At 73.9% G+C, this 14,495-nt stretch carries 14 protein-coding genes; 6 read left to right on the top strand and 8 right to left on the bottom strand.

The window, feature by feature from the left end; genetic code table 11:
• Nucleotides 1-31 precede the first annotated feature (31 nt).
• From ACFO0B_RS27200 to ACFO0B_RS27210, 3 genes are read left to right on the top strand one after another with little or no spacing between them, the layout of a single operon-like run.
• Nucleotides 32-1,477 carry a Y4yA family PLP-dependent enzyme gene (locus tag ACFO0B_RS27200; RefSeq protein WP_378615757.1) on the top strand — a complete coding sequence of 482 codons (1,446 nt, stop codon included), beginning with the start codon at nucleotides 32-34 and terminating at the stop codon, nucleotides 1,475-1,477.
• The gene (locus ACFO0B_RS27205; protein ID WP_378615759.1) at nucleotides 1,474-2,793 is read left to right on the top strand and encodes a pyridoxal-phosphate dependent enzyme; all 1,320 of its coding nucleotides are present in this window, start codon (nucleotides 1,474-1,476) and stop codon (nucleotides 2,791-2,793) included. Before ACFO0B_RS27200 ends, ACFO0B_RS27205 begins: the two co-directional genes overlap by 4 nt.
• 5 nt (nucleotides 2,794-2,798) lie before the next feature.
• Complete coding sequence (locus ACFO0B_RS27210) at nucleotides 2,799-4,001, top strand: aminotransferase class V-fold PLP-dependent enzyme (protein ID WP_378615761.1); 1,203 nt, start codon at nucleotides 2,799-2,801, stop codon at nucleotides 3,999-4,001.
• Here the strand turns inward: ACFO0B_RS27210 and ACFO0B_RS27215 are convergent, their stop codons facing one another.
• Entirely contained in the window at nucleotides 4,002-4,871 is an 870-nt protein-coding gene (locus ACFO0B_RS27215; protein WP_378615763.1) for a class I SAM-dependent methyltransferase, read from the bottom strand.
• Between the two features lie 99 nt (nucleotides 4,872-4,970).
• Between ACFO0B_RS27215 and ACFO0B_RS27220 the strand changes: the two genes are divergently transcribed.
• Both ACFO0B_RS27220 and ACFO0B_RS27225 read left to right on the top strand, forming a co-directional pair.
• On the top strand, nucleotides 4,971-5,960 hold the full coding sequence (locus tag ACFO0B_RS27220; protein ID WP_378615765.1) for a permease: 990 nt from the start codon (nucleotides 4,971-4,973) through the stop codon (nucleotides 5,958-5,960).
• On the top strand, nucleotides 5,957-6,667 hold the full coding sequence (locus ACFO0B_RS27225; RefSeq protein WP_378615767.1) for a TIGR03943 family putative permease subunit: 711 nt from the start codon (nucleotides 5,957-5,959) through the stop codon (nucleotides 6,665-6,667). Before ACFO0B_RS27220 ends, ACFO0B_RS27225 begins: the two co-directional genes overlap by 4 nt.
• 98 nt (nucleotides 6,668-6,765) lie before the next feature.
• On the opposite strand, the gene ACFO0B_RS27230 is transcribed toward ACFO0B_RS27225, so the two are convergent.
• The 3 genes from ACFO0B_RS27230 to ACFO0B_RS27240 are packed head-to-tail and all read right to left on the bottom strand — an operon-like array spanning nucleotide 6,766 to nucleotide 9,417.
• On the bottom strand, nucleotides 6,766-7,416 hold the full coding sequence (locus ACFO0B_RS27230) for an isochorismatase family protein (RefSeq protein ID WP_378615769.1): 651 nt from the start codon (nucleotides 7,414-7,416) through the stop codon (nucleotides 6,766-6,768).
• Between the two features lie 45 nt (nucleotides 7,417-7,461).
• Entirely contained in the window at nucleotides 7,462-8,577 is a 1,116-nt protein-coding gene (locus ACFO0B_RS27235; protein WP_378615772.1) for an isochorismate synthase, read from the bottom strand.
• Between the two features lie 18 nt (nucleotides 8,578-8,595).
• The gene (locus ACFO0B_RS27240; protein ID WP_378615774.1) at nucleotides 8,596-9,417 is read right to left on the bottom strand and encodes an SDR family oxidoreductase; all 822 of its coding nucleotides are present in this window, start codon (nucleotides 9,415-9,417) and stop codon (nucleotides 8,596-8,598) included.
• A gap of 98 nt (nucleotides 9,418-9,515) precedes the next feature.
• Between ACFO0B_RS27240 and ACFO0B_RS27245 the strand changes: the two genes are divergently transcribed.
• Entirely contained in the window at nucleotides 9,516-11,156 is a 1,641-nt protein-coding gene (locus tag ACFO0B_RS27245) for a (2,3-dihydroxybenzoyl)adenylate synthase (protein ID WP_378615776.1), read from the top strand.
• A gap of 46 nt (nucleotides 11,157-11,202) precedes the next feature.
• Here ACFO0B_RS27245 and ACFO0B_RS27250 read toward each other — a convergent pair whose 3' ends face one another.
• The 4 genes from ACFO0B_RS27250 to ACFO0B_RS27265 are packed head-to-tail and all read right to left on the bottom strand — an operon-like array spanning nucleotide 11,203 to nucleotide 14,484.
• A complete protein-coding gene (locus ACFO0B_RS27250; protein ID WP_378615778.1) occupies nucleotides 11,203-11,439 on the bottom strand; it encodes a phosphopantetheine-binding protein in 237 nt (78 codons plus the stop codon).
• Between the two features lie 2 nt (nucleotides 11,440-11,441).
• Entirely contained in the window at nucleotides 11,442-12,275 is an 834-nt protein-coding gene (locus ACFO0B_RS27255) for a siderophore-interacting protein (RefSeq protein ID WP_378615780.1), read from the bottom strand.
• The gene (entS, locus tag ACFO0B_RS27260; RefSeq protein WP_378615782.1) at nucleotides 12,272-13,501 is read right to left on the bottom strand and encodes an enterobactin transporter EntS; all 1,230 of its coding nucleotides are present in this window, start codon (nucleotides 13,499-13,501) and stop codon (nucleotides 12,272-12,274) included. Before entS ends, ACFO0B_RS27255 begins: the two co-directional genes overlap by 4 nt.
• On the bottom strand, nucleotides 13,498-14,484 hold the full coding sequence (locus ACFO0B_RS27265; RefSeq protein ID WP_378615784.1) for an ABC transporter substrate-binding protein: 987 nt from the start codon (nucleotides 14,482-14,484) through the stop codon (nucleotides 13,498-13,500). The genes entS and ACFO0B_RS27265 overlap by 4 nt, the downstream gene beginning before the upstream one ends.
• Nucleotides 14,485-14,495: the final 11 nt, after the last annotated feature.

Consider the following 14,495-nt stretch of genomic DNA (forward strand, 5'->3'; position numbering starts at 1 on the left):
CGGCGTGACGGTGGAGCTCGAAGGGGGTGCCGTGGACGCGGATCTGGTCCTGAGACCACGGGTGGACGGTTTGCTGACCGAGGTGCTCGCCGACCCGGGACGGCTCAGCGAGCTGGTCCAGGCGCTCGGCTCGCCGCTGAACCTGGTCCTCCCGCAGCGGCTGGCCGAGAACGCGGCGGCGTTCGACGCGGTCTACGAGCGACATCGGCTGAGCGGCACGATCTACTTCGCGCACAAGGCGAACCGGTCGAGCGCGCTGGTCCGGGAACTCGCGGCGACCGGCTGCGGCATCGACGTCGCCTCGCTGGGGGAGCTGCGGCACGCGCTCGCGGCCGGGTTCACCGGCGATCGGATCATGGCGACCGGCCCCAAGGACACCGAGTTCCTGTGGCTCGCGGCCCGGGTCGGCGCGGTGGTGAGCGCGGACTCCGCGCAGGAGCTGTCCGCGCTGGCCGGGATCGTCGCGCGATTCGGCCTCGACCCGGTGCGGGTGATGATCCGTTTCGGCGGTTTCGATTCCCCCGGCGTGCCGATCCTGAGCAGGCCGAGCCGCTTCGGGGTGCACTCCGGCGAACTGCCCGGCGTACTCGACCTCCTCGAGAACCACCGGAAGGAGCTGCGGTTGCTCGGCACCGCCTTCCACCTCGACACCACGGGCATCGAGGAGAAGGCGCTCGCACTGGAGGGCTGCCTGGTGGCGATGAGCGCCGCCCTCGCCCGCGGCTTCGCCCCGACCGCGATCGATATCGGCGGCGGCTTCGGCGTGAACTACCTGGCCGCGCGCCAGGACTGGGAGCGCTACACCACCGAGCTCGGCCGCGCCGCTCTCGGTCAGCGCCCGCCCCTGACCTGGCAGAACCACGGCTACGGGCTGCGCGCGGAGGGCGGAACGCTGCGCGGCGCACTCGGCCTCTACCCGGCGCACCGCAGGCTGGCGGGCGCCGACTACCTGGCGGAGCTGCTCGCACACGAATCCGCCGCGCTGGGCAGGCCGCTGGCCACCCTGCTGCTGGAGAACCTCTACGACCTGCACATCGAACCCGGGCGCGCGCTCACCGACCAGTGCGGGCTGACCCTCGCCCGCGTCGCCGAGGTCCGCACCCTGCACACCGGCGACGTCCTGGTCCGGCTCGCCGCCAATTCGCGCGACATCAGCATCGAAGACCATGCCGTGCTGATGGATCCGCTGCTGCTGCCGGTGCGCCGCGAGCCCGGCGCACCGGCCGCGGTGTACCTCGGCGGCAACCTCTGCCTGGAGGACGACTTCCTGACCCGCCGCGCGGTGCTGCTGCCGCAGCTGCCCGCGCCGGGCGACCTGCTCGCCTTCGTGAACACGGCTGGCTACTTCATGGATTTCGCCGCGGGCCCCGCGCTGATGCAGCCCCAGGCCCGCACGGTGGCGGTCTACCCCGCGGCGGGTGGCTGGGGCTGGTGTCTCGACGAGCAGTATTGGCCGGGGAAAGGTGACCGATCGTGAGGTTCGAGAGCATTCTCGATGTCGTCGGCGATACGCCGCTGGTACGGATCGCGCCGGAGGTGCACGGGCTGACCACCATCGACCTCTACGCCAAGCTGGAGATGCTCAACCCGTTCGGCTCGGTGAAGGACCGGCCCGCCTGGAACATGGTGCGCGACGCGCTGCCCGGCGCCGTCGAGCGCGGCGACGCGGTGGTCGAGCTCTCCAGCGGCAATACCGCCAAGGCGCTGGCGGTGATCGCGGCCATGCACGGGCTGCCGTTCAAGAGCGTGACCAATCGGATGCGGGTGCCCGAGGTCAAGGAGTTGCTGCTGCTGCTCGGCGCGCAGATCGAGGAGCTGCCCGGCCGCACCGAGTGCCTCGACCCCACCGACACCGAGGACCCGCTGACCCGCATGTACCGCTCGCTCGCCGCGGACGGCACCGGCTACCTGCACACCGACCAGTACTTCAACCCGCGCAACCGGGACGCGCACCGGGTCGGCACCGCGCCGGAGATCATCGAGGATCTGGACGGCAACGGCCCCGATGTCTTCATCGCCTGCGTCGGCACCGCGGGCTCGTCGACCGGGGTGGCCGGGGTGCTGCGGGAGCGCAACCCGGCGGTCTCCGTGCTCGGGTTGGTCGCGGCCAAGAGCGATTTCATCCCTGGCATCCGCACCATCGACGAGGTCAACGAGGTCGGGCTCTTCGACCCCGCGAACTACGACAGCATCGACGCGGTCACCGCCGAGGAGGCGATCGAGGGCATGCTCGTGCTGAACCGCCGCTGCGGCATCCTCGGCGGCCCCACCTCCGGCGCCGCCTACGCGGGCGCGCTGCGCCACCTGACCGCGCTGGACGCCACGCTCACCGAGCGCCGCACCGCCGTCTTCATCGTGTGCGACCGGGTCGAGAGCTACCTGAGCTACATCCGGAAACGCCGCCCCGACCTGTTCAACCAGCCGGAGCGCGCCGACTCGGTCGGCACCGTCACCGCTGCGGAGCTCGCCGCCGTGCCGCAGCCCGACGTCGCCGCCGCCCGGGAGTGGATTGCCGCGGAGCACCCGCTCGTGGTCGACCTGCGCGGCTCCTTCGCCTACACCGCGCGGCACATCCCGGACTCGATCAATATCGTCGACGAGCTCTTCGGCGAGCTCACCCGCGGCGGGTTGCCGTTCGGCGCAACCCGGCCGGTGCTCCTGGTCTGCCCCGTCGGGGAACAATCCGCGCGCTACGCCGCCCTGCTGGCCCGGATGGGGCACCGTGACGCGCGCAGCCTGCGCGGCGGCGTCGTCGCCTGGCGGGACGCGGGCGCACCGCTGGTCAGGGACTGATCGCCGTGTCGGATCCGACCCTGACCCGGTTGGCGCAGTGGCAGCGCGGTCTGCGCGCGCAGTTCCCGATCATCGCCGGAAACCCCGATCTCGCCTACCTGGACAATGCCGCGACCACCCAGAAACCCGCCGCGGTGCTCGACGCCGTCACCGAGTACCTGACCACCGGCAATGCCAATGCCGCACGCGGCGCCTACCCGTGGGGCACCGCCACCACCGCCCGGATCGAGGCCGCTCAGGACCGGGTGCGCAAAGCGCTGGGCGACAACGGAACCGGATCAACCGTCGAGTTCGTCGACGGCACCAGCGGCGGGCTGCGCGCGGTGGCGGGGGACTGGCTCGCCGGGCAGCTGCGCGACGGCGACGAGATCATCGTCCCCTTCGGCGACCACGAGGCGAACCTGCGGCCCTGGCTCGATCTGCGGGACCGGCTGGAGCGCAGCGGAATCCGGATCCGGGTGCTGGCGCTGCCGGTCGACCCGGCCTCCGGCGACTACGACCACCGCGCGCTGCCCGCCCTCGTCGGCCCGCGCACCCGGTTCGTCGCGGCCACCCACGTGCACCACGTGTTCGGTGCGGACATGAACCTGCACCGGGTGCGGGCCGCGGTCGGGCCCGAGGTGCCGATCTGCGTGGACGCCGCGCAGGCCGTCGGGCACCGGCCGGTCTCGGTCGCCGAGCTCGACGCCGATTTCGTGGTGTTCTCCGGGCACAAGACGCTGGCGCTGCCCGGGGTCGGCGCGGTCTGGGCGCGCAACCGGCTCGGCCCGCGGTTCGAGCTCGGCGGGTGGCGCGGCACCCCGAACACCGCGGGGATCGTGAGCCTCGCGGCGGCGCTGGACTGGCTCGACGCCGCCGGGCTGCCCGAGATTCTCGCCTGGACGACGGCGCTCACCACCCGGCTCACCGACGGGCTGCGCCGGTTCCCCGACATCGAGGTGCTCGGCTGCCGGGACAGCCTCGCCGCCGATTCGCCCGTGCAGCGCAGGGAGGGCATCGTGACCTTCCGGCACGCCCGGGTCCGCTCCGACGACCTCGGCTTCGTGCTCGCCGACGAGGGGATCATGGTCCGCGCCGACAGCCACTGCCAGGCCGGGCGGGACGCCCGCGACCATGCGGTGCGGGTGAGCGTGCACGTCTACAACACCCCGGACGAGATCGACCGGGTGCTCGCGGTGGTCCGGCGCTGCGCGGCGATGCCGAGCTGATCAGCGCTGCGGTCTGCGGCCGCGGAATCCGGTGCGCGCGGTGAGCAGGGTGAGGTCGGCGCGGTGGCCGAGCCAGGCCGGTGCGCCCGGGTCGAGCAGCTCGGCCCAGGCGGCGGCGTCGTCGGGGGTGAGGAACGGCCCGGCCCGGCGCACCCGGGCCGCCAGCTCGGCCAGCACCACCGCGCGGACCTCGGCGTTCAGCGGGGCCGGGATGTCGACCAGCGCGGTGAACGCGGTGACCTCGGAAAGCCCGGCGCCGGTGAGGATCTCGGCCCAGCCGCGCGCGGGTCGCCGGGCGCCCGGCCTGCCGAAGAACCACTGGGTGAAGTGCCGGTCGTGCGCCTCGTCCAGCCTGATCTCGAGTCCGGGGCGTCCGATGCCGGTGTCCCAGGGCAGGCAGCGGGCCGGCAGCCCGCCCTCGGCCAGGCACAGCACTCCGCCCGGGCGCAGGAGGCCGAGCAGCGCGCGGGCGGCGGCGTCCCAGTCGCGGGCGTGGTGTACGCACCACGACGACCAGACCGCATCGGCTCGCTCGGGTAGCGGTGGGACCCCGTCCTCGATGTCGTGGCAGACCGGGCGGATTCGGTCGGCCACCCCGGCGCTCTCGGCGACCGCCAGCGTCGCCTCGAGCATCGCGTGGTCGAGATCGACCGCGTAGACGCGCCCGCGCTCGCCCACCGCCCGCGCCAGCGCGAGGGTCGCCGAGCCGGCGCCGGGGCCGACGTCGACCACGACATCGCCGTCGCGCACGCCGAGCGGCTCCAGCAGCTGCCTGGTCGCGTCGAGGTAGACCGCCTCGGCCGCCGCTGGATCGTCGGTCGAGGTACCGGTGCCCGGCTTGCCGGGCCGCTGCTGCTGACTGGTCGTCACGGTCGGAATATTACTGAATATGATTTTCAGTGTGTCGGCGGCTCGCGGGTCGCCGGTCCGATAGTGTTCGGCGAGTCGATCTTCCGGAGGGGGTGCGCCGTGGTCGTGCGGGATGACGCGCGCCGGGTGTCGTCGACCTGGCTGCTGGCCGGGCTGGTCGTCGCCGGAGTGCTCGCGCAGGGGCTGCTGGCGGAGGCGGTCGCCGGGTCGGTGCGGGCGCGGGCCGCGTTCACCGTCTTCGCCGGGATCTTCGTGCAGGCGGTGCCGTTCCTGGTGCTCGGGGTGGTGCTGAGCGGGCTCGTCGCCGCGTTCGTCTCGCCGCGCGTGCTCGGGAAGATCCTGCCGCGCAACGAGACCGCCGCGATCGGCGTCGCGGGGCTGGCCGGGGCGGCGGTGCCCGGCTGCGAGTGCGGGGTGGTGCCGGTGGCCCGGCGGCTCACCGATCAGGGCGCGCCGGGCGCGGTGGCACTGGCCTTCATGCTGTCGGCGCCCGCGATCAACCCGATGGTGCTGATCGCGACGGCGGTCGCGTTCCCCGGCGAGCCCGGGATGGTGGCGGCGCGGTTCGCGGGTTCGCTGGCGACGGCGCTGCTGATGGGGCTGCTGTGGTCCCGGCTCGGGCAGCCCGGCTGGATGACGCCCGCCCCCGCGCACCCGCACCACACCGCGGGGCGCACCCGGTGGGAGACCTTCACCGAGGCGGCGCGGCACGATCTGGTGCAGGCCGCCGCCTTCCTCGTGGTCGGGGCCGCCGCGGCGGCGCTGCTGCACGTCGCCGTCCCGCCGGACTGGTACGCCCACCTCGCCGGGCAGCTCGCGCTCGCCGTGCTCGTGCTCGCGGTTCTCGCGGTGCTGCTGGCGCTGTGCTCGGAGGCCGACGCCTTCGTGGCGGCGAGCATGTCCGCGCTGCCGCTGCTGCCCCGGCTCGTCTTTCTGGTGGTCGGTCCGGCCGTCGACGTCAAACTCTTCGCCATGCAGGCAGGCACCTTCGGCCGCGCCTTCGCGATCCGGTTCGCGCCGCTGACCTTCGCGGTCGCGGTGGTGTGCGGCACGGTGGCCGGGCTGGTTTTCCTCGGCGGCGCGCGATGAGGCGCGAGACCGAGAATCTGCTGCTCCTGCTCGTCGGCGCGACCGTCCTGGTGATCACGCTCAACGGCAGTTACCTGCGTTACGTCAAGGCCGGGCTGTATCCGTTCCTGCTGGCCGCCGGGGCCGGTTTCGTCCTGCTCGCGCTGATCGCCATCGGCCGCGATATCCGGCGCGGCGGTCGCGACGTGCCGCACGGCCACGGCCGCGCCCCCTGGCTGCTGCTCGTCCCCGTGGCCGCGCTGCTGCTGATCGCGCCGCCGGCGCTCGGCTCCGAGGTGCTGGTGACCGGTTCCGCGGTGCGGCCCGCCGGACCGGGGGATGGCGCCGCCCAGCGTGCCCTGCCGCCGCTGCGAGCGGGGGAGGCGCCGCGGTTGCAGATCGTGGATCTGGTGCACCGGGCGGTGTGGGACACCTCCGGGTCGCTCGCCGGGCGGGAGGTGCGGATCAGCGGTTTCGTCGCCCGCCCCGGCGGCCCCGAGGTCGACCTCGTGCGGGTCGTCATCAGCTGCTGCGTCGCCGACGCGCGCTATGTGTACGTCCACCTGGCCGGGCTGCCGGAGGCGGTCGAGGACGACGCCTGGATCGAGGTGCGGGGGTTCGTCGAGCCGGGGAGTGCCCGCCGCGATCCGGAGCTCGCCCCGACCGTGCGGGTGGCGGGGTTCCACCGCATCGAGGTACCGGAGATGCGCTACGAGTACGCCCGCTGATACTTCGGCACCACTGCGCGATGTCGTCGACGAGCACGGTCACCGCGCCGTCGAGTGTGACGGGGTCGGTGCGGAGCGTGCGGGGCATGGACCTGCGCTCAACAGGGTTCGGTCGCCCGGTCCAGCTGCTCGACCAGTTGGTCGGTGGACAGCACCGCCCCGCAGCGGCGGGCGGTGTAATTGAGCGCCATGAGATGTTCGTCCCGGCTGAAGTCGGCGGTGGCGTCGAGGACGAGGAAGGGGCATACGTCGCTCATGAAGGCGTCGGCGGCGCTGAGCATGCAGCCCATGTGCGCGTAGACGCCGGTGACCAGGAGTTGATCACGCTGGTGGAAGCCGAGCAGTTCGCGGAGGTCGGTGCGCTGGAAGGCGGAGTAGCGCCACTTGGTGACCTGGATGTCGCGGGCGTCGGGTTCCAGCTCGGCGACCACCTCGGTGTCCGGGCCGGAGGACATGCCGGTGCCCCAGAGGTCGGCGAGGATGCCGCGCCGGGAGGGGTGCTGGTCGCCGGGCTGGCGGGTGTAGACGACCGGGATGCCGAGTTCGTGGCAGTGGGCGCGCAGCCGCGCGATATTGCTGATGAGCGTGGCGGCCGGATCGCGGTCGGTGTCGTAGGCGGAGAGGAAGTAGCGCTGCATGTCGTGTACGAGCAGGGCGGCGCGGTGCGGCTCGACCGTCCAGGACACCCGGTTGTCGGTGACCTCGCTCGGTAGCGGCATCGGGTACGGGGCGATCGGGGGGATGGGCATCTCGGTACTCCCAGGTCGTCGAGGTGGGTGTGGCAGGGTTCCGGGTCAGGAGACGGGGACGGGTGTATCGGCGAGGCCGAGCGGGCCGAGTACGCGCTGGAACTTTCCGGTGGTCTCGGCGAGCTCGGCGGCGGGGTCGGATTCGGCGACGATGCCGCCCCCCGCGTGGGCGAGCAGGGTGCGGTGGTCGGCGGCGAGTTCGGCGCAGCGGATGGCGACCATCCACTCGCCGTCGCCCGCGGCGTCGCACCAGCCGACGGCGCCCGCGTAGAAGCCGCGGTCGCCTTCGAGCCGCGCGATGAGCCGGGCCGCGTCCTCGGTCGGGGTGCCGCAGATCGCCGGGGTCGGGTGCAGCGCGGCGGCGAGTTCGAGCGCGGACGGGCCGCCGGTGGCGGTGATCGGGGTGCCGAGGTGCCACATCTCCGGGGTGCCGGTGAGTTCCGGTCCGTCCGGCACGTGCACGGTGCCGCAGAGGCGGCGCAGGACCGCGCCGACGTGATCCACCACGAAGCGGTGCTCGTGGTGATCCTTGGCCGATCCGAGCAGGTTTCGCCCGGCGGCGCGGTCGGTGGCCGGGTCGTCGGGCACGCGGCGGGCCGAGCCGGCCAGCGGGTGACTCAGCACGGTGGCGCCGTCGCGGCGCACCAGGATCTCCGGGCTGGAGCCGATCAGATGCCTGCCGCGGTAGGCGCCGCCCGCGGCGGAGAGCTCGGTGCGGAACCCGTTGCCGAGCGGGTCGGTGGCGACCAGCAGGTCCAGCAGCTCCGCGGGTGCCACCCGGCGCTCGGCGCGGGCCAGGACCGCGCGCGCGAGCACCACCTTGCGCAGCCGTTCCGCCGGATCGGCGAGCACCCGGATCGCCTCGGCGACCCGGCGCACATGGGTCTCGGGGGCGGGCAGCGCGGCGGCGAATTCGAAGCGGGGCAGCTCCGGTCGCGCGGGGCGGTGCGCGTCGTCGCTGATCGTCACGTACCGCGGTGCCCAGAGCGCGGCCGGGGCGCCGGGGGCGAAGGGCAGGGCGCCCACCACGTACCCGACCCGGCCGGAGCGCAGTGCCGCGGCGGCCTCGGCGGCGCTGCGGAAGACCGCGCCGCCGCCGTGTGCGACGACGGTGCGGTCCGGGCGGCACAGGGCGAAGCTCGGTGCGGGGGAGTCGATCATCGTGGTCACCCTTTCGTTTCACATGTCGAGCGTGGCGCCACCGTCGACCCGCAGGTCGTGCATGGTGATGTGGCGGGCGTCGTCGGACACCAGGAAGCGGACGGCGGCGGCGATGTCGCCGGGGTCGGCGATGCGGCGCAGCGGGATTCCCAGCCGGTAGGCGTCGGGATCGCCGTCGAGCAGCCCGCGCCGGGCGGTGTCGTCGAGCGGGGGCGCGCCGTCGGCGAGCATGCCGCGCAGCATGGCGGTGTCGGTGGAGCCGGGGGAGACCAGGTTGACCCGGACCCCGTGCGGGGCGACCTGCAGCGCGAGCGCCTTGGTGTAGGCGGCGGCGGCCGCCTTGGCCGCGCCGTAGGCGGCCATGCCGACGCGGGGGGTCGCCGCGGAGTTCGAGGTCACCACGACCAGGGCGCCGCGTCCGGCGGTCACCATGGCGCGGGCGGCCCGCTGGGCGACGTGCATCGTGCCGGAGGCGTTCACCGCCAGCGTGTGCTGCCACGCCGCCGCGGTGACCTCGAGCGCGGACTCGCCGTTGTGCACGCCTGCGGCGTGCACGACCACGTCCGGGGCGCCGTGCGCGGCGGTCAGCGCGTCGAATGCCGTTGCGACGGCGTCCGGATCGGCCACGTCCACCTCGGCGGCGGTGATCAGCGGGCGGGCGGAGGCTCGGTGCGGCGGAGCCGCGGTGAGCGCCGCGGCCACCTCGCGCACGCGCGGATCGCGATCCCAGAGCGCGAGTACCGCGGCGCCGGGTGCGAGCGCGGTGGCGACGGCGGCGCCGATACCGCCGGCGGCGCCGGTCACGAGGACTGTGCCGGGCCCCGGCTGGCTCAAAGACATAAGGTTAGCCTAACCTTATTAGGGCCTGGTTCGGTGGGCACGCCCACGGCTCCCGGCCCGAGCACCCGACCCCGAACTCCCCGAAAGAGGTATGTCCGATGTCCTCTGCTCCGCTTCCGGGCACCGCCGCGTGGCCGCCCGCGCAGGCCGCCGCGTACCGAGCCGAAAACCTCTGGCGCGGCGAGACCTTCGCCGATCTGCTCGACCGCGGCGCCGCCGAAAGTCCGCATGCCCTCGCGGTGGTCGACGAACGGCACCGCTGGAGCTACGCCGAACTCGACCGGCGTTCCCATGCGCTGGCCACCGGGCTGCTGCGGCTCGGCCTGCGCGAGCGCGACCGGGTCCTGGTGCAGCTGCCGAACCGCGCCGAGTTCGTGGAGGTGATCTTCGCGCTGTTCCGCATCGGCGCGCTTCCGGTCTTCTGCCTGCCCGCGCACCGGCAGGCCGAGCTGGTGCCGATCGCCGAATCCGCGAGCGCCACCGCGATCATCACCTGCGGCACGCACGCCCGCTTCGACTACGCGGCGCTGGCGCGCACCGTGCGCGAGCGGGTCGCGTCGGTGCGGCGGGTGCTGGTCGTCGATCCGGGCGAGTTCGCCGACGGCACACTGGCACTCGACGACTTCCGGGACGAGCCCGGCCCGCTGCCACGCACCGACCCGGCCGCGGTCGCCTTCCTGCAGCTCTCCGGCGGCAGCACCGGGGTGCCGAAGCTCATCCCGCGCACCCACGACGACTACCTCTACAGCGTGCGCCGCAGCGCCGAGCTCTGCGAACTCGGCAGCGACACCGTGTATCTCGCGGCGTTGCCGGTGGCGCACAACTTCCCGATGAGCTCGCCCGGCATCCTCGGCGCGCTCTGGGCGGGCGGCACCGTGGCGCTCACCCCGGACCCCACACCGTCGGCCGCGTTCCGCGCGATCGAGCGATTCGGGGTCACCATCACCGGGCTGGTGCCGCCGCTGCTGCGCATGTGGGTCGAGCGCGCGGAAGCGGGCCCCGCGCCGGAGCTGGCGAGCCTGCGGGTGGTGCAGGTCGGCGGGGCGCGCTGCCCCGACGAGCTCGCCCGCCGCGCGGGCCCCGCGCTCGGTGCCACCCTGCAGCAGGTGTTCGGCATGGCCGAGGGGCTGGTCTGCTACACCCGGCTCGACGATCCGCTCGAGGTGGTGGTCGGCACGCAGGGCAGGCCGATGTCGGAGCACGACCGGATCGCGGTCGTCGACGACGACGGCAACCGGCTGCCGCCCGGCGCCGTCGGCAACCTGATCACCGAGGGGCCGTACACGATTCGCGGCTACCACGGCAACCCGGAGGCCGACGCGCGCAGCTTCACCGCGGACGGCTGGTACCGCACCGGCGATGTGGTGTCGGTGCGCCCGGACGGCAACCTGGTGGTGCACGGCCGCGGCGGCGACTGGGTGAACCGGGGCGGGGAGAAGGTCTCCGCCGAGGAGTTGGAGGGGCACCTGCTCGCTCATCCGGACGTGCGCGACGCGGTCATCGTCGGCACGCCCGATCCTGTTCTCGGACAACGTATCTGCGCTTTCGTTCAGCCCGCCGACCCAGAGGTCCGGCCGAGCCTGGCCACGGTCCGCGCGTTCGTGCGCGAACGCGGCGTGGCCGCGTGGAAGATGCCGGACACCGTGGTGGTCGTCGACCGCTTCCCGGAGACGGGAGTCGGCAAGACCAGCCGCCGCGAGCTGCGGCGGGCACTGGTCGACGGGGAGCTTCGGAACTGACGGCCCGGGGTGGCGCGCACCGCGCCACCCCGGATTCGCGGCCGCGCTACTCCAGCAGCGCGATCCACGACCCGAGCACGGGGTCCTCGGCGAGCACCGGCAGATCCAGGTCCTCGTGCCCGGCGCGGCGCCACTTCTCGATCAGCGCCATGATCCGCACCGAATCCAGTCCGGCGTCGAGCAGGTTGGTGTCGTCGGTGAGTTCACCGGGGCCGATACCGAGCGCGGCGGCCACGTCCCCGGTGACCCGCTCGCGCGCGCTCACCGTCGTCTCGTTCGTCATGCTCACTCCTCGCGATCGAAATCGGCAACGCCGCGCTTCCAGTAGCCGGCGATCAGACAGTCCTTCGGGCCGACGCCGAGGGTGCCGCGCACCCAGCGGCGCAGCGGGCGCAGCACACCGGCCTCGGCGGCCATCCACACGTAGATCCGTTCGCCCGCGGGCGGCCGCACCGTGCGCACCGCCCGCTCGAGGGCGTCCCCGGAGCCGGGCGCGATGCCGCCCCGGTAGGCCCAGCGCACCTCGATCCCGGGCGGGGCGGGCAGCGGAATCCGCTCGCTCTCGTCGCGCACCTCGACGACGGCCCAGCCGCGGGCCGTCGGCGCCAGCGATTCCAGCCAGCGGGCGATGGCGGGCAGCGCGGTGATGTCGCCGGCGAACAGGTAGCGGTCGTAGCCGGGCGGTACCACCACCCCGCCGGGCGGGCCCGCGATGTGGATCCGGGCGCCGGGCTCGGCGGCCAGCGCCCACTCCGACGCGAGCCCGCCGGGGTGGATCGCGAAATCCACGTCCAGCTCACCGTGCTCGTAGCGGCGCACGGTGTACTCGCGCGAGACCGGGCGCGGGTCGCCCCACTCCAGCGAGAGCCCGTCGCGGCGGGGTAGCCGCAGCACGCCGTCGGCGCACGGGAAGATCAGCCGGATGTGCTCGTCGGGGACGTAGCTGTGGAAGCCGTCGAGTTCGGGACCGCCGAAGGTCAGCCGCAGCAGCGCGGAGCTCAGCGCCGCGCGCCGCAGCACCCGGAGTTCGCGCAGCCCGATCGGATATCCGACCTTGGCGCCGTGTGGCCCGGCGAGCACCTCGGCGATGTGCTCGGCGTAGGCGGCTCGATCCCTCATCGCGGGTCCTTTCGACAGAGCGGTGCGGCGGCCGCGGTGAGCATCAGGGCGAGCACGAGGACCGCGGCGCCGTAGATCACCAGCGCGGTGCCGGGGGCGAAGAACTGCCCGGCCAGCCCGGCCACGATCGAGCCGACCGCGGTGCCTGCGACCGACTGCACCATGAGCAGCCCGGACATCCGCCCGCGCAGCTCGTCGGGGGCGTGCAGCTGCAGCACCGTGAAGCGCAGCACCAGGTTCACCGCGCGCGCGACGCCGAATCCGGCGAAGCCGAGCAGCACCACCAGCGGGTGCGCCCAGAGCCCGGCCACGATCACCCCGATCGGCAGCGCCACCAGCGAGAGCAGCAGGGCCCGGCCGGGATACCCGGTGCGCCCCATCCAGCCGCTGGTCAGCGAGCCGAGCACGGCGCCGGCGCCCGGTGCCGCGTAGAGCAGCCCCAGCGTGGTCGCGCCGACGCCGAGTTCGGTGTCGGCGAGCGCGGGTAAGAGCACCAGCGGGCCGCTGACCAGCATGGCCACCAAGCCGATCAGCAGCACCAGCCGGATCACCCGGTGCCGCAGCGCGAAGCCGACGCCGATCGCCAGCTCGCGCAGCGGATTCTGCAGCTCGCGGCGCGGCGGCGGGGCCGGGCCGATGGCTCGGATCAGGGTCACGGTGGCCACGGTCGCCGCGGCGGCCAGGAAGTAGGCCGCCCACAGCCCCGTGCCCGCGATCAGCAACCCGCCGAGCGCGGGCGCGATCATGGTGCCGATATCGGAGGTGAGCGCGGTGAGCGCGCCCGCGGCGGCCATCTTCTCCCGCCCCACCAGCAGCGGCACCAGCGCCATCAGGGCGGTGCCGCTGACGCCGCCGGCGAGCCCGTCCAGCGCGGAGGCCGCGTAGACGACGCCGAGCAGCGGGTTCTCCAGCAGCGCGTTGATCCCGAGCGCGAGGAAGCCGAGCCCGGCGGTGGTGCGCGACCACTGGATGACGTCGCGGCGGTCGTAGCGGTCGGCGATCACGCCGCCCGCGATGCTGCCCGCGAACAGCGCCACCGCGGTGGTGGTGGCGACGCCGGCGACGTGCAGCGAGGAGCCGGTGAGCCCGTACACCTGCACCGGCAGCGCCACCATGAGCAGCCCGATGCCGAGCACCGAGACCAGCCGGGCGGCGAAGGCGCAGCGGAAGGCGCGGCTGGTGCGCAGCGGCGAGACGTCGAGCAGCAGTCCGCCGACGGCGGTCACGAGAACCGCTCCGCGATCAGGTCGAGGGTCCGCATGACGCCGCGGTAGTCCGGGCGCAGCGAGGTGGCGGGCAGGTCGAACACGGTGCCGCCGCGGAAGGCGGGCAGCTGGGCATAGACCGGGTCGGCGCCGAGCGCGGTGGCGTCGCGGCCGTCGTTGAGCGGGACGACGAACACCACCGGCGCGTCGACCACTCTGGTCAGCAGCTCGGGGCTGAACTCGAGCCAGTCGGCGGCGGCTCCGCTGCGCGCGGGGTTGCCCGCCTTGGCCGCGACCGCGTCGTCGGCCCGGATGCCGACCTCGGCGAGCAGGCTCGGCAGCGCGGCTCCGGGCAGCACGACGGTCGGTGTGTTGTCCCGGCGCGACTGGAGGTAGGCCGCCGCGCCCTGCGGCGGGCGGATGCGCGCCCGCACCTCGCCCACCTTGTCGCGGTAGGCGGCGACCAGCCCGTCCACCCGGTCACCGCGGCCTGCGACGTCGGCGAGCAGCCGGAGCTGCTCCTGCCAGCCGCTCGCCGACGCGGGCACCAGCACCGTCGGCGCGATGGCGCTGAGCTGGTCGTAGGCATCGATGGACTGCTGCGCGGTGAAACCCTGCCCGCCGCCGATGATCAGGTCGGGCTGCTGCGCGACGATCAGCTCCAGGTTGATGCTCTGGCCGATCGGCAGCGCGGTGGTGCCCTGCGCGCGGGCATCAGCGGCCCAGGCCTCCGGGAACTCGCCGGTGCGGTTGTTCACCCCGAGCAGCCGGGGGTCGGCGGCGGTCACCGGGACGTCGAGGTCGTAGAGGTACCCGGCGAGCGCGCCGTTGAGCACCACCACCCGCTGCGGGTCGGCCGGGACCGCGACCGTGCCACGCTCGGTGGCGATATCGCGGGTGCCGGAGCCGGATCCGGTGCCCGCCCCGCCGCCGCAACCGGCCGACAGGGCCAGCAGCGCGGCCGCCAGCAGGGCGAGCAGGGTGCGTGCGATCGATCTGTGCATGGGAACGGTGA

Origin of the sequence: Nocardia jiangsuensis, assembly GCF_042650385.1 — a bacterium.
Classification (GTDB): domain Bacteria; phylum Actinomycetota; class Actinomycetes; order Mycobacteriales; family Mycobacteriaceae; genus Nocardia; species Nocardia jiangsuensis.

Coding starts and splice junctions, on each gene's coding strand:
- ACFO0B_RS27235 (WP_378615772.1), bottom strand. CDS start 8,577: ATGATCGACTCCCCCGCACCGAGCTTCGCCCTGTGCCGCCCGGACCGC.
- ACFO0B_RS27225 (WP_378615767.1), top strand. CDS start 5,957: ATGAGGCGCGAGACCGAGAATCTGCTGCTCCTGCTCGTCGGCGCGACC.
- ACFO0B_RS27250 (WP_378615778.1), bottom strand. CDS start 11,439: ATGACGAACGAGACGACGGTGAGCGCGCGCGAGCGGGTCACCGGGGAC.
- ACFO0B_RS27265 (WP_378615784.1), bottom strand. CDS start 14,484: ATGCACAGATCGATCGCACGCACCCTGCTCGCCCTGCTGGCGGCCGCG.
- ACFO0B_RS27255 (WP_378615780.1), bottom strand. CDS start 12,275: ATGAGGGATCGAGCCGCCTACGCCGAGCACATCGCCGAGGTGCTCGCC.
- ACFO0B_RS27230 (WP_378615769.1), bottom strand. CDS start 7,416: ATGCCCATCCCCCCGATCGCCCCGTACCCGATGCCGCTACCGAGCGAG.
- ACFO0B_RS27245 (WP_378615776.1), top strand. CDS start 9,516: ATGTCCTCTGCTCCGCTTCCGGGCACCGCCGCGTGGCCGCCCGCGCAG.
- ACFO0B_RS27240 (WP_378615774.1), bottom strand. CDS start 9,417: ATGTCTTTGAGCCAGCCGGGGCCCGGCACAGTCCTCGTGACCGGCGCC.